At 69.8% G+C, this 20,694-nt stretch carries 20 protein-coding genes and 1 other RNA gene; 3 read left to right on the top strand and 18 right to left on the bottom strand.

Annotation, left to right across the window (positions count from 1 at the left end; genetic code table 11):
* The 11 genes from npdG to rnpB all read right to left on the bottom strand — a co-directional run bounded on the left by npdG (nucleotide 1) and on the right by rnpB (nucleotide 10,993).
* Entirely contained in the window at nucleotides 1–669 is a 669-nt protein-coding gene (npdG, locus tag C8E96_RS13165) for an NADPH-dependent F420 reductase (protein ID WP_091383349.1), read from the bottom strand.
* Nucleotides 666–2,075: an RNB domain-containing ribonuclease gene (locus C8E96_RS13160; RefSeq protein ID WP_407642675.1), complete on the bottom strand. Its 1,410-nt coding sequence runs from the start codon at nucleotides 2,073–2,075 to the stop codon at nucleotides 666–668. Before C8E96_RS13160 ends, npdG begins: the two co-directional genes overlap by 4 nt.
* 66 nt (nucleotides 2,076–2,141) lie before the next feature.
* Nucleotides 2,142–2,345, bottom strand: a complete 204-nt coding sequence (locus C8E96_RS13155) for a hypothetical protein (protein ID WP_091383351.1) — start codon at nucleotides 2,343–2,345, stop codon at nucleotides 2,142–2,144.
* Nucleotides 2,346–2,353: 8 nt separating this feature from the next.
* Nucleotides 2,354–2,830 carry a hypothetical protein gene (locus C8E96_RS13150; RefSeq protein ID WP_091383352.1) on the bottom strand — a complete coding sequence of 159 codons (477 nt, stop codon included), beginning with the start codon at nucleotides 2,828–2,830 and terminating at the stop codon, nucleotides 2,354–2,356.
* 93 nt (nucleotides 2,831–2,923) lie between these two features.
* Nucleotides 2,924–3,928 carry a C40 family peptidase gene (locus C8E96_RS13145; protein ID WP_091383353.1) on the bottom strand — a complete coding sequence of 335 codons (1,005 nt, stop codon included), beginning with the start codon at nucleotides 3,926–3,928 and terminating at the stop codon, nucleotides 2,924–2,926.
* Complete coding sequence (locus tag C8E96_RS13140) at nucleotides 3,928–4,542, bottom strand: hypothetical protein (RefSeq protein WP_091383354.1); 615 nt, start codon at nucleotides 4,540–4,542, stop codon at nucleotides 3,928–3,930. The genes C8E96_RS13145 and C8E96_RS13140 overlap by 1 nt, the downstream gene beginning before the upstream one ends.
* A 4-nt stretch (nucleotides 4,543–4,546) precedes the next feature.
* Entirely contained in the window at nucleotides 4,547–6,541 is a 1,995-nt protein-coding gene (locus C8E96_RS13135; RefSeq protein WP_091383355.1) for a hypothetical protein, read from the bottom strand.
* A 73-nt stretch (nucleotides 6,542–6,614) separates the two neighbouring features.
* Nucleotides 6,615–9,545, bottom strand: a complete 2,931-nt coding sequence (locus tag C8E96_RS13130) for an ATP-binding protein (protein ID WP_091383356.1) — start codon at nucleotides 9,543–9,545, stop codon at nucleotides 6,615–6,617.
* Nucleotides 9,529–9,954 carry a hypothetical protein gene (locus C8E96_RS13125; RefSeq protein ID WP_091383357.1) on the bottom strand — a complete coding sequence of 142 codons (426 nt, stop codon included), beginning with the start codon at nucleotides 9,952–9,954 and terminating at the stop codon, nucleotides 9,529–9,531. Before C8E96_RS13125 ends, C8E96_RS13130 begins: the two co-directional genes overlap by 17 nt.
* Nucleotides 9,955–9,960: 6 nt before the next feature.
* On the bottom strand, nucleotides 9,961–10,248 hold the full coding sequence (locus C8E96_RS13120; RefSeq protein WP_091383358.1) for a hypothetical protein: 288 nt from the start codon (nucleotides 10,246–10,248) through the stop codon (nucleotides 9,961–9,963).
* A gap of 361 nt (nucleotides 10,249–10,609) precedes the next feature.
* Nucleotides 10,610–10,993, bottom strand: an RNA gene (gene rnpB / locus C8E96_RS13115) — RNase P RNA component class A.
* A 118-nt stretch (nucleotides 10,994–11,111) separates the two neighbouring features.
* On the opposite strand from rnpB, the gene ssuE reads away from it, so the two are divergent.
* Entirely contained in the window at nucleotides 11,112–11,666 is a 555-nt protein-coding gene (ssuE, locus tag C8E96_RS13110) for an NADPH-dependent FMN reductase (RefSeq protein WP_091383359.1), read from the top strand.
* 21 nt (nucleotides 11,667–11,687) lie between these two features.
* Here the strand turns inward: ssuE and C8E96_RS13105 are convergent, their stop codons facing one another.
* Genes C8E96_RS13105 through cobC form a run of 4 tightly spaced genes read right to left on the bottom strand, consistent with a single transcriptional unit; the run spans nucleotide 11,688 to nucleotide 15,407 of the window.
* A complete protein-coding gene (locus tag C8E96_RS13105) occupies nucleotides 11,688–12,773 on the bottom strand; it encodes a bifunctional RNase H/acid phosphatase (protein WP_091383360.1) in 1,086 nt (361 codons plus the stop codon).
* Between the two features lie 2 nt (nucleotides 12,774–12,775).
* Nucleotides 12,776–13,513 carry a zinc ribbon domain-containing protein gene (locus C8E96_RS13100; protein WP_091383361.1) on the bottom strand — a complete coding sequence of 246 codons (738 nt, stop codon included), beginning with the start codon at nucleotides 13,511–13,513 and terminating at the stop codon, nucleotides 12,776–12,778.
* On the bottom strand, nucleotides 13,510–14,346 hold the full coding sequence (locus tag C8E96_RS13095) for a Nif3-like dinuclear metal center hexameric protein (RefSeq protein ID WP_091383362.1): 837 nt from the start codon (nucleotides 14,344–14,346) through the stop codon (nucleotides 13,510–13,512). Before C8E96_RS13095 ends, C8E96_RS13100 begins: the two co-directional genes overlap by 4 nt.
* Entirely contained in the window at nucleotides 14,343–15,407 is a 1,065-nt protein-coding gene (cobC, locus tag C8E96_RS13090; RefSeq protein WP_091383363.1) for an Rv2231c family pyridoxal phosphate-dependent protein CobC, read from the bottom strand. The genes C8E96_RS13095 and cobC overlap by 4 nt, the downstream gene beginning before the upstream one ends.
* Before the next feature lie 60 nt (nucleotides 15,408–15,467).
* Between cobC and C8E96_RS13085 the strand changes: the two genes are divergently transcribed.
* Complete coding sequence (locus tag C8E96_RS13085; RefSeq protein ID WP_091383364.1) at nucleotides 15,468–16,271, top strand: alpha/beta fold hydrolase; 804 nt, start codon at nucleotides 15,468–15,470, stop codon at nucleotides 16,269–16,271.
* Here C8E96_RS13085 and C8E96_RS13080 read toward each other — a convergent pair.
* Complete coding sequence (locus tag C8E96_RS13080) at nucleotides 16,236–16,427, bottom strand: hypothetical protein (RefSeq protein ID WP_091383365.1); 192 nt, start codon at nucleotides 16,425–16,427, stop codon at nucleotides 16,236–16,238. The two genes, C8E96_RS13085 and C8E96_RS13080, sit on opposite strands and share 36 nt — an antisense overlap.
* Before the next feature lie 15 nt (nucleotides 16,428–16,442).
* Between C8E96_RS13080 and C8E96_RS13075 the strand changes: the two genes are divergently transcribed.
* Complete coding sequence (locus C8E96_RS13075) at nucleotides 16,443–16,898, top strand: low molecular weight protein-tyrosine-phosphatase (protein ID WP_091383366.1); 456 nt, start codon at nucleotides 16,443–16,445, stop codon at nucleotides 16,896–16,898.
* A 27-nt stretch (nucleotides 16,899–16,925) separates the two neighbouring features.
* Here the strand turns inward: C8E96_RS13075 and C8E96_RS13070 are convergent, their stop codons facing one another.
* Nucleotides 16,926–18,578, bottom strand: coding sequence for a choice-of-anchor B family protein (locus C8E96_RS13070; protein WP_228770274.1), 1,653 nt, complete (start codon nucleotides 18,576–18,578; stop codon nucleotides 16,926–16,928).
* A 192-nt stretch (nucleotides 18,579–18,770) separates the two neighbouring features.
* Entirely contained in the window at nucleotides 18,771–20,432 is a 1,662-nt protein-coding gene (locus tag C8E96_RS13065; RefSeq protein WP_091383368.1) for a choice-of-anchor B family protein, read from the bottom strand.
* Nucleotides 20,433–20,694 lie beyond the last annotated feature (262 nt).

Raw genomic sequence — 20,694 nt, 5'->3', positions numbered from 1 at the left:
TCAGACGTCCGTGACGCGGATTCCCGCGTGCGCCTTGTAGCGCTTGTTGATGGCGATCAGGTTGGCGGTGAGGGCTTCCACCTGGTGCGCGTTGCGCAGCCTGCCGCCGTAGATGCCGCGCATGCCGGGGATGGCGTCGGCCAGGGCGCGCACCGTGTCGGTCGCTTCGCGGTCGTCGCCGAGGACCAGTACGTCGATGTCCATCTCGGCCACGCCCAGGTCGGCCAGCAGGACCGCGGAGACGTGGTGGAACGCCGCCGTGACCCGGGACTCGGGAAGCACCAGGGCGGCCTGCTGCGCGGCGCTGCCCTCCTCGACCGGCAGGGCGAACGGACCCTGCTTGTCGAAGCCGAGCGGGTTGACGCAGTCGATGACGATCTTCTGGGCGAGTTCGACGCGCAGCGACTCCAACAGGTCGCGGTGCCCGTCCCACGGCACGGCGACCAGGACGACGTCGGCCGTCGCGGCGCACGCGGCGTTGTCCAGCCCGGTGATCGTGTCGACGCCCGCGAGTTCACGCAGTTCGGCGGCAGCGGCCTCGGCCCGCTCGGCGGACCGCGAACCGAGCACGACGCTGATGCCCGCGCGGGCCCAGCGCAGCGCCAGACCCCGGCCCTGCGGCCCGGTCCCGCCCAGCACCCCGACCTTGAGCTGACTGACCTCGGTCACGCGACCTCCACCCGTTCGAACTCGACCCTGCGCTCTGCCACCACAGCCTCCGTCAGCCGCACCCGGATGGTCTCGCCCTCAGGCAGTCCCTCCCCCGGGCACCGGCCCAGCACGGGCGGCTCGGGAATGAAGATCTCCGCGGAGTTGGCGTCGCTGCGCAGCACCACGGCGTCGAACTCGTGGCCGACCCGGTCGCTGAGCACCCACGCCTCGACCTGGTCGAGGCAGGCGCGGTCGACCTTGCTCGCGAGGCTGTCGGAACCCTCCATGAGCGCGGGCAGCGCGGGCAGCGCCTCGCGCACCCAGGCGGGCACCTCCTCGCCCGCGCAGACGGCCAGGCAGATCTCGGTGCCGAAGCGGTCGACCAGCCTGCGCAGCGGCGCGGTGACGTGGGCGTAGGACGCGGCGATTCCCGCGTGGGTGCTCAGCTCGGGAGTCTGGCCGTCGAAGACGGTGTAGCCCGCGCCGCGCAGCAACCGGGTGGCGTCCATGAACAGCGCCAGCGCGTCCGGCCGCGACGGGTCGAGGTCGGCGAGCAGTTCGGCGGCGGAACGCTCCTGCGGCCACTCGATGCCCAGGTTCTTCGCGGAGCGGCGCAGCCAGGTGATCGCGTTGTCGTCGGGATCGGGCAGCGTGCGCAGGACACCCACGCCCGCGTCGAGCATGATCTTCGCCGCCGACATGCCGGTGAGCAGCGAGATCTCCGCGTTCCAGGCGTCGACCTGGGTGCGCGGGCGCAGCACGAGGCGCCACCCGCCCGCGCCGTCCGGCTCGACTTCCTGCTCGGGCAGTTGCAGCTCGACCGCGCCGCGCTTCACAGCGTGCTCGCGGCGCAGCTTGCCCAGCTCAGGGAGCGCCGCGATGGACGGGTACGGGTCGCCCGCGTCGATCGCGGCCTGCACGGTCTCGTAGTCGAACTGGGCGACGGACTTGATCCAAGCGCGCCGGATGGTGGCCGCGGTCGGCTCGCCGTCGGCGCCGAGGTCGATCGTCCACAGGGCGGCCGGGCTGACCTGGTCGGGCAGCAGGCTCGCCATGCCCTCCGACAGCACGGTCGGGTGGAGCGGGACGTTGCCGTCGGGCAGGTACATGGTCTGGCCGCGCCTGCGCACCTCGGTGTCGAGGGCGCCGCCGGGCACGACGAACGCGCCAAGGTCGGCGATGGCGTAGTGCAGCCGGAAGCCGTCGCCGACCCGCTCGACGAACATCGCCTGGTCCAGATCCTTGGCGCCAGGCGGATCGATGGTCACGAACGGCAGGTCGGTCGCGTCGTCCCGGTCGCCTTTCGGCCCGTCGGACACCGCTTGCTCCGCCTCGGCCAGCGCCGCGGCCGGGAACTGCGTCGGCAGACTGAAATCCGCGCGCACCCGCCCGAAGTCGACCTCGGCCCCGTCCATACCGACCACCCGCGAGTTCACACCCCGCACCCTACCCACCCGGCGCGTCTCGCCTGCCTCCGATACGAAGGTGCGTCAGTCGTCGTCGCTGTTCCACGCACGGTCGGCCTTGTCGGCTGCCTCGGTGCGTTCGCGGGCGATCTGGAGGGCGCGCTCGGCGGTCGCGCGGTCGGGGTAAGGGCCGAGACGGTCGATGGCGCGGCCGACCTCGCCGTGCTCGACCTGTCCGGTGCGGGTGTTGTAGTACCAGCCTGGGTCCGGGTTCGGGTCGTTGCTCATGGGACCAGCTAACCCCAGTGCGGCGCCGGTTGCACCGGGAAACCTCGCGGCGGGGTGTCCTGGTTCGCGTTGAGGTGCTGGCCGGGAATCGGGTCCAGGCAGGAAACCAGGACCTCGTGCCGCTCCGGGTCCTCGATCCGCTTGCCGTTGCGCTCGCGGTAGACCAGTTCGCCGTCGACGTCGATCTCCACCAGGCAGCCGACCTCGGCCAGCTGCTCCTCGTCGAGGTCGACCAGCCGCTCCCGGCGCGACGGCACCACCCGGTACTCCGGCCAGTTCAGGTGCGCGTACACCTGGTGGAACTCGTGCAGCAGGTGCGACATGGCCTGCTGCCACGGCAGCGGCATGCCCTCGGCGAGCCCGCGCGGCAGCACCGCGTAACCCTCGCTGATCCCCGGCCGGGGCGCGGAGTCGAGAAAGTCGCGGATCGGGGTGCTGGACGCGGGTGGGCCCGCGTGGCGGGGAAGCGGATCAGGCGCATACATACTCACGCGGCCACCTCACAAGTTCGGTGGCTCCACTCGCGAAGACACTGTGTCGATGATTCGCTCGCAAGCTCGCTCATGTCGACTTCTCCCTCAGACGCCCGGCCGAACGGCCTGGTTCACCAGTTCGCCCTCGGTCCACGACACCGGCCTGATGTGGACCGGCACACCGTCTTGCTGTGCCTCGACGATCTTGCCATCGCCGAGGTACATCGCGACGTGGTGGATGGTGCGTGGATCGTTCTCGTCGTAGGCCCAGAACAGCAGGTCGCCGGGCTGTGCCTGCTCGACCGGGAGCATCGCTCCCGCCCGGTACTGCTCGCGGGAGGTGCGCGGCAGCGTGATCCCGGAGGACCGGTAGGCCTGCAACATCAGGCTCGAGCAGTCGAACGAGTTCTGGTGCGTGGTCAGGGCGCCCCACTGGTAGGGCTTGCCCTGCTGGCCGAGCGCCCAGTTGATCGCCGCCCCCGCGGCCGCGGTCGGCGCGGGCAGCAGGTTGCCGACGCCCTGACCGCAGCCGGTGGCGTTGACGACCTCGCCCAGCGTGCCGATCAGGTGCGCGGCCATCGCCTCCCACCGGTGGTACCGGTCGGGGAACGCGGACCGCTCGACGTCCTGCGCGGACTCCCCCGGGCGCTGGTTCTCCCAGTTCGGGACCTTGAGCAGGACGTCGTAGAACTTGTTGACCGCGTAAACCGGGTCGGTGACCTGGGCGGGCGACCCCCAGCCCATCGAGGGACGCATCTGGAAGATGCCCAGGGAGTCGCGGTCGCCGTAGTTGAGACTGCGCAGGCCGGACTCGGTCATCCCGGCCTGGATCGCGACCTGCCAGGCGCGGGGCGCGAGGTTGCGCTGCTTGCCGATCGCGATGATGTGCGCGACCGTGCCGCGCTGCTCATCGGTGAGCCGCGCCGCGTCGCCCGCGCCCGAGCCCGCGGGGCCGGTCGTCGCCGGGCCCAGGGTGGCGTTGCACGACATCGTGGCCACCCGCATGGCGTCGGCCATCTGGTCTTTCTGTACGACGGTGACGACGCCCGCGGTGATGGCGACGACAAGTCCGCCCGCCGCGAGCGCGCCGATCATCACTGTCGCCCGCATCAGCCCACCCGCTTGTGTTCCGAGACCCGCCAGCCCTTGTCGGTCTTGATGACCGTGATGTGCAAAGTTCCGTTGTCGGTGGGCACCTCGACCTCGACGGCGCCCACGGACGAGTTCTTGACCTCAGCCCGCCCGGTGACCGCGTTCGCGGGCACGTTCGCGGGCTCCACCGTGGACAGCTTCCCGAGGAGGTATTCCTCGGTGGTGTGTGGGCGAAGCCGGTCGAGCCAGGCCTCGGCCGTGGTGCCCGCGGGGTGGAACACCCACGCCTCCGACCACGCGATGGCGGTGTCCAACGCCTCGGGTGAGGCGGGCGCCGAGGACGGCTGCTGGGTCGGTGGCGGCAGTCGGGTCGGCAGCGACGTCGGCGCCGTGGTGACACCGGGCTGCGGGGGCTGGCCGAGGTAGGTGGTGGCCGAACCCGGGCGACCCGACGTGGACGCGGACGCGGGCAGCCCGTTCTTGCCCGCGAGCTTCGGGATGACGATGCCCAGCCCGGTGATCAGCACCGCCGCGATCACCGCCGTGATCGCCAGGTGCTTGGGCGAGCGCATCGGCCAGCCCCAGAGCTTTCGGTACACCGCGGCCCGGCCGCGGTTGGTGCGGATCGGCATCGGGTTACCTCACCACCGAGTCGGTCTCGCGCGGACCGTCGTGCAGCGGCATCCGGCGGGGGGACTCGGCGACCTCAAGGCCCCGGGAGGGCCGGTAGACGACGTGCACCGGCCTGCCGGCGACCATCTCCACGTCCGCGGGCCGCGGACTGCTGATCGCCTCGGGTGTGGCGTATTCGGCGTTCGGCACCCGCGACGGGATGACGACGGCGTCCTCGCCGCGGTCCCAGTTGCGGTCGGCGACGGGCACGGTGTCGACCACGCGGCTGCTCGCCCGCACGATCGTCGCCGGACCGCCACGGCCGGGCCTCGGGGCTCCGGGCAGGACGACGTCGTGGTCGCCAGGGCCCAGCCTGGTGATGGACGACTCGAGGGCCTGGCGCGGTGCGCCGATGGCGGGCCGCGCGGTGTCCATCCGCTGGGCGGTCGCGGTGACCGGGTTGCTCGCTTCCGGCCGGGGCCTGCGGTTGCCCTGGCTGTGTTTGGCCAGGCCGGTGGACTCGCCCTCCTCGCCGTCGCGGACGGTCTCCCAGAACTCGTCCTGCGGCGTCGTGCCCTCGTGCTTGTTACGGCGGAACCGGGAGAAGATCCCCGACCCGGCCGCGGGCATCGACGCGCCTGCCGCGCCGACCGACATCTCCAGCATCTGCCACATGCGCCGCATCGGGCGGCCCACCAGGAAGAACACGAAGGTGACGATCGCGGCCAGCAGCATCTGCGTGAGCAGCGACAGCTTGGCGTCCGGCGAGAAGATCATCTCGAGGAACTTGAAGTGGATGCCCGCGAGGATGGCCAGGACCAGCACGTTCAGCACGACCGCGCCGACGGCGCGACCGACCTTGCGCAGGATGTCGTGGTGGACCAAGGCCACCAGGCCGATCACCGGAGCCGTCAGCGCGAGGATCCGCAGGAGCAGCTGCGCCAGCAGCACCGCGAGCTTCGCGAAGAGCTGGAACAGCGAGTACACGATCGACTGGAACATCGCCAGGATGCCCGCGCCGGTGCGGCTGCCGTCGGTGCCCTTGAAGTAGCCGGTCGCCGAGCCGAGCTGGGTCGCGATCTGCTTGTACTCGTTCTTCTTCTGCTGCTCGGCGTTGTTGTCGGCGTCGCGCCCGGTGACGATGTCGTCGCGCGTCCAGGCCTGGGCGGCGAGCAGGCGCCTGCCGAACTCGGTCGCCTTCGGGTCGTCCGGGCTGCCGAACTCGCCGCGCAGCCAGTTGTCGTAGACCACCTTGTTGTGCAGCTCGGTCGGCAGGATGTGGCGCACGACCCGGTCTTCCTCGGGGTCGACGAAGCCCGCTTGGATGCCGGAGGTGGTGCGCACGATCAGGTCGTCGATCCGGTCGTAGTTGGTGACCAGGACCATCGACGAGGCCGCCAGCCACATGCCCGCGAACGCGAACAGGGCGCGCTTGCTGACCGCGGCCAGGTCGCCCTTCCAGATCTGGCGGAACATCAGGACGGCGAGCACGAGCATGAACACACTGAAGAGCTGGGTGTAGAGGTTGTTGAAGACGGAGTCGGCCGCCTTGCCGATCTGCTCGTTCAATCCGCCGAGAACGCCGCCGTTGAGCAGCGTGTAGTGCAGCGAGTTGGTGGCGCCGATGATGTTCTTGGCGATGTTGAACAGCTCGTTGCCCGCCCACGTGTCGATCGTGGAACCAGGGTCGCTGACGCCGTTGGGCACCAAGCCGCCGCACGACTCGTCGTAGACGTGCCAGACCATGCCCGCGTACCCGTAGACCAGGTATGGGCTGTCTGCCTCGCCGTTGCCCTGGGGCGGGTCGAGCGCGCCGACCATGCCGGCGCCGGGGCGCTCCGGGTTGGGGACACAGCTGTTGTCCTGCGCCATCGCGGGACTGCCGATCACCGCTTGCAGCCCGATGATGCCGATGACGGCGAGCATCGTGAGCCGCTTGCGCGAATGGGGTGATCTCTTCCTCCGCCGCGCCGCGTACAGCAGCGTGGCGGCGACCACCACCATCAGGAACGTGATCATGTGACGTCCACCAACCTCGAGCTCGGGCTACCGGGCACTAGCTTGATCAACTTCCGCAACGGCACATCATCGCTCATGCCGCGTCCTCACGACCGCGTTTCTTCTCGCCGTCTTTCTTGTCGGACGGCTCCGGGTCCGGCTCGAGGAGGAACTCGTCCTCGCTCAGGCCGAGCTCGAATTCCGCCGCGCGTTCGAACTCCTCGTCACTGGGCATGGTGGAGCCGTCGAGCGGCTCCGGTTCGGGTAGTGCGGGCGCCGTCGGGCCCGCGGGGGCCGCGGGCAGGGCGGCGCGGGCGTTGCGCTCGCGCATGGCGTCGGGGGTGGTGTCCATGACCCCGCGCAGGTGCTCGAGGTGGGAGCCGGACAGGTCGATCCGGATGCGCTCCACGCCACCGGCGCCGTCGCCGAAGATGAACTGGCGGGGGGCGGTGTCGCGTTCGACGCCGCGCTGGGCCGGACGCCTGCCCAGGCTGGCGATGACCTGCTCGTAGCCCGCGTTGACCGGGACCTTGAGCAGGCGCAGCGCGTCGGACTGGGCCTGGTCGTCGTCGAGGCGGCCGATGAAGACCGAGTCGAGGAGGGCGACGAAGCCCTGGATCTTGAGGAAGTCGGCCGGGATCTGCGAGGACAGCAGCACACGGACGTTCCACTTTCGCGAGTCACGCGCGAAGCGGTTCATCAGGACACGGCCGGTCGGGACCTCGGAGAGGAAAAACGCCTCGTCGATCCAGACGCCCTTGCGCATGTCCTTGGGCTTCTCGTAGATCGACCGCTGGGTGAGCCAGGCGGCGAGGTTGAGCATCTCGACGCCGAGGGCCTCCGCGTCGGTCCAGTGCTCGCGGCCGACACCGTCCTTCGGCAGGGTCAGCCCGGCCATGGTCAGGACCGTCAGCCGGTCGTCGCGCTGCTCGTCGTACGGGTCGGCGCCGCGCTCGGGGATGAGCAGCGACATGCGCTCCTTCATCTCGTCGAGGAAGTCGGCGACGACGACGGCGTGCTCGTGGTGCTCGCTGGCGTCGCGGCGCAGCGCGTCGAAGACCAGGCTGGGGTCGGCGTCGGCGCGACCGCCGACCGTGCGGACCGCGCGCAGCAGCACGATGCGGCTCTGCGGCAGCCGCGAGACCTCATAGGGCAGCAGACCGGAGAGCACGTCGAGCACGAGACGTCGGCGGGTGGCGGCGGCCAGCGCCTTCTCCCGGCGCCAGGCGCGCTCCGGATCCTCCTCGTCGAGGAAGTGTTCCAGTCGAGGCTCGGCCACCACCCGGTACGGGTTGAGGATGCCCGCCTGGGCGTTGAGCAGGTTGATCGGCCGCGCGTAGGGCCGCAGCTCGGGCAGGTCGCACAGCTTCGCCAGCGGGCCGGACGGGTCGAGGATCGTCCAGTGCGCCCCGGCGCGCAGCGTCTTGTAGACGATGCCGCCGCCGAGGAAGGACTTGCCGCCACCGAGCCCGGCGACCATCGCGGTCAGGCCGGACGAGTCGCGGATCTCCTGGGCCATCCACGGGTCCCACGCCACCGGGCGCCGGGTCGCGGTGCAGGTCTCGCCGAGCAGGATGCCGCGCCGGTCGCCGACCTCGGCCGTGGCCGTCGGCACCGAGGACGCGGCCCACACGACCGAGCCGCGGCGCAGGTAGGCGGCGGAGGCGAGCGGCTCGCCTGGGATGAATTCCCTGGCCAGCGCGTACTGCGCCTCCGGGTGCTCGATGGCGATCTTCGGCTTGTAGAGGTCGAGCAGTTCCTGGGCCAGCCGCAGCGCGTCGCGGTCGGTCGGGCCGGACACGGCCAGGCGCCACCAGGAGCGGACGCGGGTGGCCAGGGCGGTGAAGCCCGAGGTCATCTCGTCGTCGATCTCCAGCACCCGGCTGGCCTGCCGGGCCAGCGACTGCGGCGGCTCCAGCTCGTGCTCGTCGGTGTAGTGCTTGACCTGGGAGCGGACCTTGTTCATCTGCCGCGCCAGCTCGCCCTGGACCTCTTCGGGCCTGCGCACGTAGATGCGCGCGGACCACTCCACGGCGGCGGGCAGCCGGTCGGCGCGCTGGACCCACGGGTCGTCGATCTCGGGGATCTGCAGGCCGTGCATCATGCCGACGGTCAGCACCGCGACGTGCCGCTTGACCCCGGCGTTGGAGCCGGTGCGGCCGCGCACGGTGACCGTGGGCGAGTACGGGTCCTGGTGGAAGTCGGCGGCGTCGGTGAAGCTGGCCAGGTCCTCGGGCTCCCAGGCCGCGCCGGGGACGGCGGGCATGTTGCGGGGAGCGGGAAGGCCCAGTGAGCACGACCGGTGCATCAGCCAGGAGATCTCCTCGGCGGTGACCGGTCGGCCTTCGAGCCCGGCCGAGCCGATGACCTGGTCGAGGTGCTCGACCTCGCTCTCGATCGCCAGCAGCTCGGCGTCGACGGCCTCGGGGAAGACCTTGCGCAGCAGCGGCGCGGCCCGCTCGACGGCGCGGTCCATGACGTTGCGGGTCTGCACCTGGACGCCCAGGTAGACCTCTTTCTCGGCCATCGAGCGGCCCATGAGCTGCTGCTGCTCGCCGACGAGGTAGTCGTCGAAGGACAGCGCGCCGGGCACGTCGGGCAGGCGGTTGACCGCGTTGTGCACGTGCGCCTCGGCCCACATGCGGATCGGGTACGGCCGGGTGGTGACCCGCAGGTGCATCCAGCGGCCCGAGAGCTCGGCGTACTGGCCCGCGATCGCCGCGATCAGGTCCTGGCGCTGCGAGTCCGACCGGAACGACCAGCGCTGCGGGGCGAGCCGGTACCACGCGTAGACGTCGGTGCCGGTGCGCAGCAGGTGGCCGTCGATCGTGCGCGCGGAGATCTCCGGGGTGTAGCTGGGCAGGCTCTGCTCGCCGGGCAGCCGCTTGCCGCGCTTGCGCGCCTCTTTGTCGTAGCGGGCCTGCTCGTAGCGCGCGTGCTTGCCCTGCCCCTGGGATCGGCCTTGCGAATGTCCCGCCGGGTACGTCGCGAGCACATCCGGCTCGCGCTTACCTCGTCCGAACACCGCTGACCTCCCTGTAACCGTTGTTCCGCTTCCGTCCCCGCGGGCGTCGCCGGGGCAGTTCGGAACGCACACGGACCTGGGCGGCGCTGGCCGCGCCGCCGGTTCCCTCGATGATCTCGCGAGGGGCTGTCACTTCGCGCACCCACATGGCAAGAACCGCACCAAGGGGTCGTTCGTGGCTGATCCGCGAGCAGATGAACATGGTGATGGCTACGGTCGCGACCATCCCCCAGGAGAACGACCAGAACAGACCGATCCCCACGTTGCGCAGGATCGTGAGAATGAAGAGGAAGACGACCGAGCCGATGCCCCAGGCCACGTAGCGGGCCCGCCAGGGGAAGGTCGCCTTGGGCGGGCCGAGCCACACGGCGTCGACCCGGTACACCTCGTCGTCGGTGCGGATCCGCACGTCAGGTCATCCTCCGGTGAACAGGCCGGCGATCCAGCGACCGATGCCTTGGCCGGCGTCGGTGGTCACCGCGAGGCCGACGATGCCCAGGGCGACGATCACCCCGCCGAGCCTGCGCATCACGCCGGCGTTGTCGCCCTTACCTCCACCGAGCCAGAGCACGAGCAGCGCGACCACGAGGAGAAGCAGGGGGATGATGTTGTTGAGGATCCAGTCGCGGACGCCAGTGGTGCCGACGTTGGTCGGCTGCTGCTGGGCGAGGTCCACGAGTGTCATCAGGGTCGGGGTGGTCATTTCGATCTCCCAAGTGCGCCGGACGGTGCCACCCGGCGCGGCAGGTCTGTGCTGTGCCCCAAGGAGGGTCTCATGAGGAGCACATGATTGTCATTACGATCGGTAGCTGATGTGATGCGCTCCGTAGATCCACCAGGCCCGTGTCCTCCCGTCGGATGAGTTTTGTTACACCCATCATCGGTCGAACGGGGCTGGTCAGAGCCGATGACCACCCGAATTTCCCAGTCACCGGCGGAGTTCACCCACCTGCACCACATCGTGCACGCGGGGTGTGACATTTCACAGGTGAACTTCTGGCGCGTCTCGCGCGAAGTTACTCCGATCGGTGTATGTCGAGCGTTCAAATTTCGAGCGGACAGGGCGGGCGAGCCGACCGTAAGCCGGATCCTGTCCACGGGACCGAAATCCCGATCGGCGACCATCCATCTAGACCTGCCGTCGCCGGCAGGCTCGTGCGGCCTACCCGCAGACTCGGGCGGGCAGCCCTCGAACGTCTGCGCAGGAGCCCGGAGGCTCCCTCTTGGCCTTGCTCCGGGTGGGGTTTACCTAGCCACCTCGGTCACCCGAGGTGCTGGTGGTCTCTTACACCACCGTTTCACCCTTACCTGGCTCTCACCAGGCGGTCTGTTTTCTGTGGCACTGTCCCGCGGGTCACCCCGGGTTGCCGTTAACAACCACCCTGCCCTGCGGAGTCCGGACTTTCCTCGTCGGTGGGTCACACCGCCGCGGTCGCCCTGCCGACTCGCCCGCACACCAAGGATACGGAGCGCGTCTCCTCCCTTGGCACTCCCATGGTGTGGACGCCCTTTGAGCAGGTCGCGGGCGGCTGCTCTACTCAGGTGAGAGGGATGAGGAGGTGTGCGATGGCATCGGTGGTGATCATCTCCGGGAGTCCGTCGGCGAGCACTCGGGCGGGCATCTTGGTGGCCCACGCCGAGGTCGAGCTGCGCCGAGCCGGACATCGGGTGCACACGATCGCGGTCCGCGACTTACCGACCGTCGCCCTTCTGTCCGAGGACGTCGACGATCCGGAGATCCGGGCGGCGCTCGACCTCATGTCTTCCGCCGATGGCCTGGTCGTGGCCAGCCCGGTCTACCGCGCCGCGTACAGCGGGCTGGTGAAGTCGCTGCTGGACCTGCTGCCTTCAGGCGTTTTGGCCGATATCGCGGTGTTGCCGCTGGCCAATGGGGGGACGCAGGGGCATGTGGTGGCGATCGACTTCGCCTTGTTGCCGCTGCTGCGGGCGCTGGGAGCCACCGATGTGCTGCCCGGGCATTTCGTGCTCGACCGGATGATCGCGGCGCCTGAGGAGGGTGGCTTCGTTCGGCCGCTCGCCGCCGCGGCTCTGAACGAGACGCTGTCCGAGTTCGCTCGGCTCATGGCGACCGTTCGCGCGCCCGTCGCTCTCACGGGCTGAGCTCGGGCTTCAGGTGCCTCTTCAGGCCAGGTGAGAGGTGTCGTTGACCAAGCGGACCGAGGCGTTGCCATCGGGGTAGAACTCGACGATCGACAGCGACGCAAGGTCCAGATGCAGTCTGAAGAGCAGCGATGGTCCGACATCCAGGCCCATGCGGAGCAGTGACTTGATCGGGGTTACGTGGCTGACCACGACCAATGTCTTGCCGCCGTACTTGGTGATCAAGTCGTCGCGGGTTTTGCGGACTCGGCGGTGGACGGTGTCCATGCTTTCGCCGTTGGGGGCCGCCACCGACGTGTCCGAGAGCCACTGGGTGTGCAGCTGCGGGTCGCGGGCGGATGCCTCGGCGAAGGTCAGACCGTCCCAGTCGCCGAAGTCGGTTTCGACCAGGCCCTCGTGGATGGTGACCTCGCCGCCCGTCGCCGCCGCGACGGCGCGGGCGGTGGACATGGTGCGGGAGAGCGGGGAGGCGACGATGGGAGTTCCGGCGTCGACGTGGTCGAGTTTCGCGATCCGCTTGGCGGCGGCCTCGGCCTGGGCTTCGCCGAGGTCGGTCAGGGCGACGTCGACCCGGCCGGAGTAGCGGCGCTCCGCCGACATCGCGGTCTGGCCGTGGCGCAGCAGCAGCAACCGGGTCGGCTCGCCCTGGACGCCGGTCCACGACGGGGCCTTGGCCGGTGTGGCAGCGCTGGATACCTTCGGCTCGATGCCCGCCTGGCGGTCCATCGCCTCATTGGCGAGACGGTCGGCGTGGGTGTTCTTCGCGCGGGCGATCCAGTCGAACTCGACCCGCTGGAAGGCGCGGACCAGTTCGCGGGCGCGCGCGGCCAGGGGCTGCATCGACGGGTGCTTGACCTGCCAGCGGCCGCACATCTGCTCGACGACCAGCTTCGAGTCCATCCGGACCGAGACGGTGTCCGCGCCGAGTTCCGCGGCGGCTTCCAGGCCCGCGATCAGGCCCCGGTACTCGGCGACGTTGTTGGTCGCGCGGCCGATGCCCTCGCCGCGTTCGGCGAGGACCGCGCCGGTGGCGGCGTCGAAGACGACGGCGCCGTAGCCCGCGGGGCCCGGGTTGCCCCGGGAACCGCCGTCGGCTTCGACGATCACCTTCACAGGCCGGACTCCGGGGTCCGAATCAGAATCGCCCCGCATTCCTCGCATTCGAGGACCTCGTCGCCCGCGGTGTCCTTGATGCGGGAGATCTCGCGCCGGTCGAGTTCGATGCGGCAGGCGCCGCAGCGGCGGGCGCGCAGCAGGGCCGCGCCGATGCCCTTCTGCTTGCGCTTGCGCTCGTAGAGGGCCAGCAGGTCCGCCGGGATGTCGGGCAGGATCTTGGCCCGCTCGGCGTCGCGGCGGGACTCGTTGGTGTCGAGGTCGGCGAGGTTCTCGTCGCGCCTGCGGTTGGCCTCGGCCAGGGCGTCCTCGGCCTTGGCCAGCTCGACAGAGGCGTGCTTGCCGTCCATCTCGACGGCTTCGCGGCGCTCCATCAGCTCGAGCAGGTCGTCCTCGAGGATGGCCTGCCTGCGCTCCAGGGTGGCCAGTTCGTGTTCGAGGTCGGTCAGCTGCTTGGCGCCGACGGTGCCACCGGCGAGCAGTTTGCGGTCGCGGTCCTCGCGGGCCCGCACGGCGTCGATCTCCTTCTCCTGCCGTGCCACCTCGCGGTCGAGGTCGTCGAGCTGCATCTGCACGGCGACCTGCGCGTCCCGCTTGGCCTGCGCGGCCTTCTCGCCGTCGGCGACCTCGGCCAGCTCCGGCATGGTGCGCCGCTGGTGCTGCACGCGCGCCAGTTCGGCGTCGACGCCTGCGAGGTCGAGGAGACGACGTTGGACAGCGGGATCGGCTTTCACCCGGTGAACCTCCCGGTTCGGGTTGGCGCCCCGGCGGACTGGGCGGTCCAAGGATCGGTGCGGATGGTGGAGACGGTGACGCTGACGGTACCGCCGAGGCCCGCGCGCAGGATGCCCGCCGCCTGCTCGCACCACGGCCACTCACTGGCCCAGTGCGCGACGTCGACCAAGGCGGGCCCGCCCGCTGCGAGATGTTCGCTGGCCGGGTGGTGCCGCAGGTCGGCGGTGACATAGGCGTCGACACCGGCGGCGGCCGCCGCACTGAGGTAGGAGTCACCCGCGCCGCCGGACACCGCGACGGTCTGGACGCGCCGGTTGGTGTCGCCCGCGGCGCGCACACCGCCCTCGGTGGCGGGCAGCGCGCGGGCCACCCGCTCGACGAAGACGGCGAACGGCTCGGGCTTGTCGAGGGTGCCGATCCGGCCGATGCCAGTCGTCCCGTCGACGTTCGGGTTGAGCGGGCCCGTGACGGTCAGGCCGATCGCCTCGGCGAGCGCGTCGGACACGCCCGGGTCGGCGGCGTCGGCATTGGTGTGCGCGCAGAACAGGGCGACACCCGCGCGGACCATGCGGTGCACGAGCGAGCCCTTGGGGGTGTCGGCGGGGACGCCGTGCACCCCGCGCAGCAGCAGCGGGTGGTGCGCGACGATCAGCTGCGCGCCGAGTTCGATCGCCTCGTCCACTGTGGACTCGGTCGGGTCGACGCAGACGAGGATCCCCGTGACCTCCTCGGCGGGGTCGCCGCACACCAGGCCGACCGCGTCCCAGCTCTCGGCGAGCGCGGGCGGGTAGGCGGCGTCGAGCGCGGCCACCGCGTCGGCGACGGTCGTCACAGGGTGACCTCCACGGCGAGTTCGGCTTTCAGCGCGGCCACGAGCGGCGCGCACTGTTCGGGCGAGCGGACGGCGACCCGCAGGTGGTCCGGGCCCAGGCCGGGGAACGTGTCGGCGCGGCGGACCGCGATCCCCCTTGCCCGCAGGCCTTGCCGCACGCGCTCGCCATCGGGGACGCGCAGCAGGAGGAAGGGCGCCGACGCCGGTCCGGTCACGGTGACGCCAAGTTCTTCCAGCGCTTCGACAAGGTCTTCGCGGTGGGACAGGGCTTCGACGGCCGCCACCTCGGTCTCGGCCACGGCGGGCGGCTCACTGCACGCGATGACGGCTTCGAGCACCAGGGTTCCGACTGGCCACTGTGGACGGTCGGCGGCGAGTCGGGCGAGCAGGTCCGGGGAGCCGAGCGCGTATCCGGCGCGCAGGCCGGGCACCGCCCAGGTCTTGGTGAGGCTGCGGAAGACGAGCAGGCCGGGGGTTTCCTGGTCGTGGGCCAGGGATTCGATCTCGCCGGGCACCGCGTCCATGAACGCCTCGTCGACGAGCACGACCCGCCCGGGTCGCGCGAGCGCGCGAATCAGGTCGGCGGGGTGCAGGGTCGAGGTCGGGTTGGTCGGGTTGCCCACGACCACCAGGTCGGCCTCGGCGGGAACGAGTTCGGGGCGCAGGGCGTAGCCGTCGTCCGCGCTGAGCAGCACGTGGTGCACGGGCACGCCCGCCTGCCGCAGCGCGACCTCGGGCTCGGTGAACGACGGGTGCACCAGCGCGGCCAGCGCGGGCCGCAGCCGGGGCAGGAGCGCGAAACCCTCGGCGGAGCCGTTGAGGATGAGCACCTGGTCGGCGTCGCGGCCGTGCCGGTCGGCCACGGCGGTGCGGGCGGCGAGGTCGTCGGCGGCGGACGGGTAGGTGCCCAGCCGGTCGACCGCGGCGACGAGCCGGTCGCGCAGCCAGGCCGGGGGACGCTCGCCGCGCACGTTCACCGCGAAGTCGAGCAGGCCCGGCGCGGCGTCGACATCGCCGTGGTGCCGCAACAGGGCGTGCTCGTCGGATCCGGTGCTGGTCATCGCCAGGATTCTAGTGAATTCGGTTGGACCGCCTCGCGGCCGCCGCTAGGTTGCGCGACCATGCCCTTCGTCCATGCCGCCGGTGTCGATGTCCACTACGTCGAGCATGGCCACGGTGACCACACCGCCGTCCTGCTCCACGGCTTCTCCCCGGACCACCGGTTGATGACCGGCTGCTTCGAGCCGGTCTTCGCCAAGCGCGACGGCTGGCGGCGGGTCTACCTTGATCTTCCCGGCATGGGCCTGACCAAGGCGCCCGCGGACCTGGTCGGCACGGACGCCGTCTTCGCCGTCGTGCGCGCCACGATCGACGCCCTCGTGCCCGGCCGGTACGCCGTCGCGGGTGAGTCCTACGGGGGTTACCTGGCGCGCGGCCTGGTGGCGGCCGAGCCCGACCGAGTCACGGGCATGGCCCTGGTCTGCCCGGTGATCGGGATGGAGCGCGACGTCGACGAGCGGGTGGTGCTGGTGAGCGAGGTCGAGGACTTCAGCGAGATCGCGGTCGTGCTGACCGAGGAGACCCGGCGGCGGCAGGCCGAGGAGATCGATCCCGGCATGGCGCTGGCCGACCCGGCGGCGCTGGACCGGATCCGATCGGACTACGCGGGCACGATGGCGCTGGAACCCCGGCCGTACGCCTGCCCGTCGGTGCTGATCACCGGCAGGCAGGACAACGTGACCGGCTACCGCGACCCGTACCGGATCCTGGAGTCGTACCCGCGCGCGACGTTCGCGGTCCTGGATCGCGCGGGGCACAACGCGCACTTCGAACAGCCCGCCCTGTTCGACGCCCTGGTCCACGAATGGCTCGACAGGGTCGAAGAAGCACTACTCCACCAGGGCCGTGAGGCCGTGGGCGCGTAGCCAGCGCTTCGAGCGCAGGCGGGCGAGGTCGTCGGTGGTGGTCCGCACCGTCAGGTGGTGGTCGACGGCCTCGGTGAGCCTGCTCATGGCCTTGGCCCGCTCCGGGGCGGGCAGCCGCCGGATCCGCTCCGGTGACCACCACGGCTCTTCGTCCATCCCTACTCTCTCCCTGTGCACATCTGTTTCGTCTGTACCGGCAACATCTGCCGCTCCCCCATGGCCGCCCTGGTGTTCGGCGAGCACCTGCGCCGCGCCGGGCTGGCCGAGCAGGTCCGGGTGACCAGCGCGGGCACCGGCGGCTGGCATGTCGGTGACCCCGCCGACCCCCGGACCGTGCGGGTCCTGTCCGACAACGGGTACCCGACCGACCACAGTGCCGCGCAGGTCGACGACGACCATCTTGACGCCGACCTCCTCATCGCGCTGGACGCCGGACACGCCCGCGCGCTGCGGGCCCGGGTTCCCGACCCGACGACGGTCCGGTTGCTGCGCGAGTTCGACCCCGACGCGGGCGGCGACCTCGACGTGCCAGACCCGTATTACGGCGACGACAAGGGATTCGCCGAGGTCATGGCCATGGTCGAGGCCGCCTGCCCGGGTCTGCTGGAGTGGGTCCGGGCGCACTGATGGGCCCCGGTCGGGGCCCATCAGCGGTCAGAACGTGATCTTGAAGTTGTCGATGTACCCGGTGTCGTAGCGGGCGACGTCCTGGACCTTGAGCTTCCAGGTGCCCTTGAGCAACTCGGAGGACACATCGACCGTGTAAGTCGCGATCACGTTGTCCGCCGAGTCGTTGCCCGAGGAGTTCTTCAAGCGGTACGCCGTGCCGTCCGGCGCCACCAGGTCGATGACCAGGTCACCGCGCCAGGTGTGCTTGATGTCCACGTCGACCTTCGTCGTCGCGGGCGCGGTGCCGTCGAGACCCGTCACCGAGATGTCGCTGGTGACCGCGGCGCCCGCGTCCGGCACGTTGACGTTGTTCGGGTTCTCGTACACCCGCGGCGGCAGGTCGCCCCCGAGGTTCGGCTTCACCACGAACAGGCCCTGCTCGATGCCGTTGACGATGATGTTCCCGCTCTTGAAGAACGGGTAGTTCGCCCACGTGCCGTTGAAGCCGACGCCGTCGCTGCTCGGGTAGATGTCGAAGAAGCCCGACTCGCTGAGCGACCCGCTCGCCACGTTGGTGACGTCGAGGATGCGCAGGCCGGAACGGTAGTTCGACTGGTAGGCGTACTTGCCGACGACGAACATCTGGTGGTCGGTCGCCTCGACCGACGAGGTGTAGGTCCCGATGTGCTTCGGCGCGGCGAGGCTGAGCATGTCGAAGACGTAGGTCTTGGCCCGCTTGTCGGCCGCGCCCTCGTGGTCGAGTTCGTCGTCGAGGAGGAAGTACCGCTTGCCCTCGGTGAACCAGCCCTGGTGCACGTACTTCGCGCCGGTGTAGGCGATGCGCGAGAGCTGCCTCGGGTTGGCCTTGTCGGTCACGTCGACGGTGGTGATCGTGTCCTCGTTGGAGTTCACGCAGATCTCGCGGCCGCGGTACGCCGCGTCCGGGCCGTCGTAGGTCACGCAGTGGTTGTCGTGGACGTAGCCGTCCTGGGACACGCAGCCCGCGTTGACCGGGTTCTTCGGCGTGCGGACGTCGACCATGTGCGAGCCGCCGCTGCAGGTGTTGGAGCCGTTCGCGTAGACGAAGCCGGTCGCCGGGTTGACCGTGATCGTGTGCGCGGGGCCGAAGCCGGTGTAGACCTTGTCGGCGGTGAACGTCTGCGGCGAGGTCACCGTGCGCAGGCGGGTCAGGTCGAAGACCTGCATGCCGTGGCCGGTGACGAAGTCGGCGACGATGAACGCGTGGTTGGCGTAGACGTCGATGTCCCGCCAGCTGCTCGTGCCGCCGTTGGTGGGCAGGTTGCCGAGGTAGACCGGCGCGGTCGGGTTGGTCACGTCCACGAACGACGTGCCGTTGCTGCGCCCGACCAGCGCGTACTCCTTGTTGTTGGTCGGGTCGGTCCAGCCCCAGATGTCGTTGCCGTTGCCGCCGCCGATGGTCGACATCGGCAGGTAGCTCATCAGGTCGACGTTCTTGCAGGGGTACTGGTCGGCCTTGCCGTTGACACACGGCACCCCCGCCGCGGTGCCCGTGATCGGGGCGCTGCGGTCGGGCTGCTGGTAGTCGGCCATGAACTCCTGGATCGCGGCCTGGCCTTCCGGGGTGTTCGGGTCGTGGGCACCCGCTGTCGCATTCGTCATGGCTAATACGGACCCGGCGATGGCCAGGGCCGCGATGGCATTTCTTCGATACCGCACGGTAGGGCTCCTTCTGGATGCAGGGGGTCCAGATTCCGGAAACACCGAATAGGCGATGACTCCGTATGAAAAACGGTAGTCATCGCCTATTCGGCCGGGAACCCGGCAATTCTTCCCAATAGTCGCCGGACAACTTCTGGGATTGCGAATGGACTAAGGGATCCCGCCGTTCGGGCGGGATCCCTCAGCGGCCTAGAACTGAACGCTCCAGGCGTCGATGTAGCCGGTGTCGTACCGGGCCACGTCCTGGACCTTGAGCTTCCACGTGCCGTTGGCGACCTCCGTCGACGCGTTCACCGTGTACGTGGTGATCACGTTGTCGGCCGAGTCGTTGCCCGAGGAGTTCTTCAGGCGGTACGCGGTGCCGTCTGGCGCCACCAGGTCGATGACCAGGTCGCCGCGCCAGGTGTGCTTGATGTCCACCGCGACCTGCAGGGTGGCCGGGGCGTTGCCGGAGACGCCGGTGACGGCGATGTCACTGGTGACGGCCGCGCCCGCGTCCGGGATGTTGACGTTGTTGGTGTTCTCGAACTTGCCGCCGGTCGGCGGGTCGACGACGCCACCCAGGTTGGGCTTGACGACGACGAGGCCCTGCTCGATGCCGTTGACGACCACGTTGCCGGACGGGAAGTACGGGTACGTGCTCCACGCGCCGTTGAACTGCGCGCCGTCGGCCGACGGGTAGATGTCGAAGTAGCCCGCCTCGGTCAGCGAAGCCGACGCCACGTTCTTGATGTCCAGGATGCGCAGACCGGCGCGGTAGTTCGCCTGGTAGACGTAGTCACCCTTGACGTACATGTTGTGGTCGATGGAGTCGACCGGGGAGCTGTAGGTGCCGGTGTGCCGCGGCGCGGTCAGGCTGTTCAGGTCCCAGATGTAGGTCTTGGTCTTCTTGTCCGTGGACGAACGCTGCTCGTCGAGCTCGTCGTCCATCAGGAAGTACCGCTGGTTCTCGGTGAGCCAGCCCTGGTGGGAGTACTGGGCGCCCGAGTAGCCGGTGCGGGAGAGCTGCACCGGGTTGCTCTTCGTGGTCACGTCGACGATGGTCAGCGTGTCCTCGTTGGAGTTGAAGCAGATCTCGCGGCCGGTGTAGCGGGTGTCCGGGCCGCGGTAGACCACGCACTGGTTGTCGTGCGTGTAGCCGTCCTGGGACACACAGCCCGCGTTGACCGGGTTCTTCGGCGTGCGGATGTCGACCATGTGCGGGCCGCCGCTGCAGGTGTTCGAGCCGATCGCGTAGGCGTAGCCGGTCTCTTCGTTGATCGCGATGTTGTGCGCGGGTCCGAAGCCGGTGTAGAGCTTGTCGGCGGTGAACGTCTGCGCGGAGGTCACGGTGCGCAGGCGGGTCAGGTCGAAGACCTGCATGCCGTGGCCGTTGATCATGTCGGCGACGATGAACGCGTGGTCCTTGTAGACCTTCATGTCACGCCAGGTGCTGCTGCCACCGTTGGAGGGCAGGTTGCCCAGGTACTTCGGCGAGGTCGGCGTGCTGATGTCGACGAACGCGGTGCCGTTGGTCCGGCCGACGATCGCGTATTCCTTCTGGTTGGTCGGGTCGGTCCACCCCCAGATGTCGTTGCCGTTGCCGCCACCGATGCTGGACAGCGGCAGGACGCTGACCAGGTCGACGTTCTTGCAGGGGTAGATGTCGGCCTTGCCGTTCACACACGGCACGCCCGCGGCGGTCCCGGTGATCGCGGCGCGCCGGTCGGCGGGCTCATAGTCGGCCATGAACGCGCGCGCGGCGGCCTGGCCCTCGGGCGTCTCCGGGTCGTGCGCTCCGGCGGGAGCGGTCGACACCGCCAGCACGCCTGCCATCAGCAGCAGCAAGCCGCTAATTCGTCGAAACCTCAAGGTAGTGCTCCTTCTGGAGTTACCCAGACTCGTGACCGATGAGGTTCCGAGTCCGGGCGCAGGGTGGACTCCGTGCGGAATCATCGTTAAGGACATTGATCCCAAAATCGAACATTAGCCAAGGCGTGGTTTCAGGAGAACCGACGACTGGAGGGAGTTCCCCGGAGTAATTGCCAGTTGCCATTCCCATTTGCCATTCATCGGGCGCCGATAGGGCTCCTCGGGGACCGGGAGCCAGGTCACAGCGGCCGCCGGCCTACCG

The organism is Actinokineospora alba (assembly GCF_004362515.1).
In the GTDB taxonomy this organism is placed as follows: domain Bacteria; phylum Actinomycetota; class Actinomycetes; order Mycobacteriales; family Pseudonocardiaceae; genus Actinokineospora; species Actinokineospora alba.
This window is presented reverse-complemented; position numbering and strand designations above follow the sequence as displayed.

Coding starts and splice junctions, on each gene's coding strand:
- C8E96_RS13155 (WP_091383351.1), bottom strand. CDS start 2,345: ATGAGCAACGACCCGAACCCGGACCCAGGCTGGTACTACAACACCCGC.
- C8E96_RS13150 (WP_091383352.1), bottom strand. CDS start 2,830: ATGTATGCGCCTGATCCGCTTCCCCGCCACGCGGGCCCACCCGCGTCC.
- C8E96_RS13145 (WP_091383353.1), bottom strand. CDS start 3,928: ATGCGGGCGACAGTGATGATCGGCGCGCTCGCGGCGGGCGGACTTGTC.
- C8E96_RS13140 (WP_091383354.1), bottom strand. CDS start 4,542: ATGCCGATCCGCACCAACCGCGGCCGGGCCGCGGTGTACCGAAAGCTC.
- C8E96_RS13135 (WP_091383355.1), bottom strand. CDS start 6,541: ATGATCACGTTCCTGATGGTGGTGGTCGCCGCCACGCTGCTGTACGCG.
- C8E96_RS13120 (WP_091383358.1), bottom strand. CDS start 10,248: ATGACCACCCCGACCCTGATGACACTCGTGGACCTCGCCCAGCAGCAG.
- ssuE (WP_091383359.1), top strand. CDS start 11,112: ATGGCATCGGTGGTGATCATCTCCGGGAGTCCGTCGGCGAGCACTCGG.
- cobC (WP_091383363.1), bottom strand. CDS start 15,407: ATGACCAGCACCGGATCCGACGAGCACGCCCTGTTGCGGCACCACGGC.
- C8E96_RS13085 (WP_091383364.1), top strand. CDS start 15,468: ATGCCCTTCGTCCATGCCGCCGGTGTCGATGTCCACTACGTCGAGCAT.
- C8E96_RS13080 (WP_091383365.1), bottom strand. CDS start 16,427: ATGGACGAAGAGCCGTGGTGGTCACCGGAGCGGATCCGGCGGCTGCCC.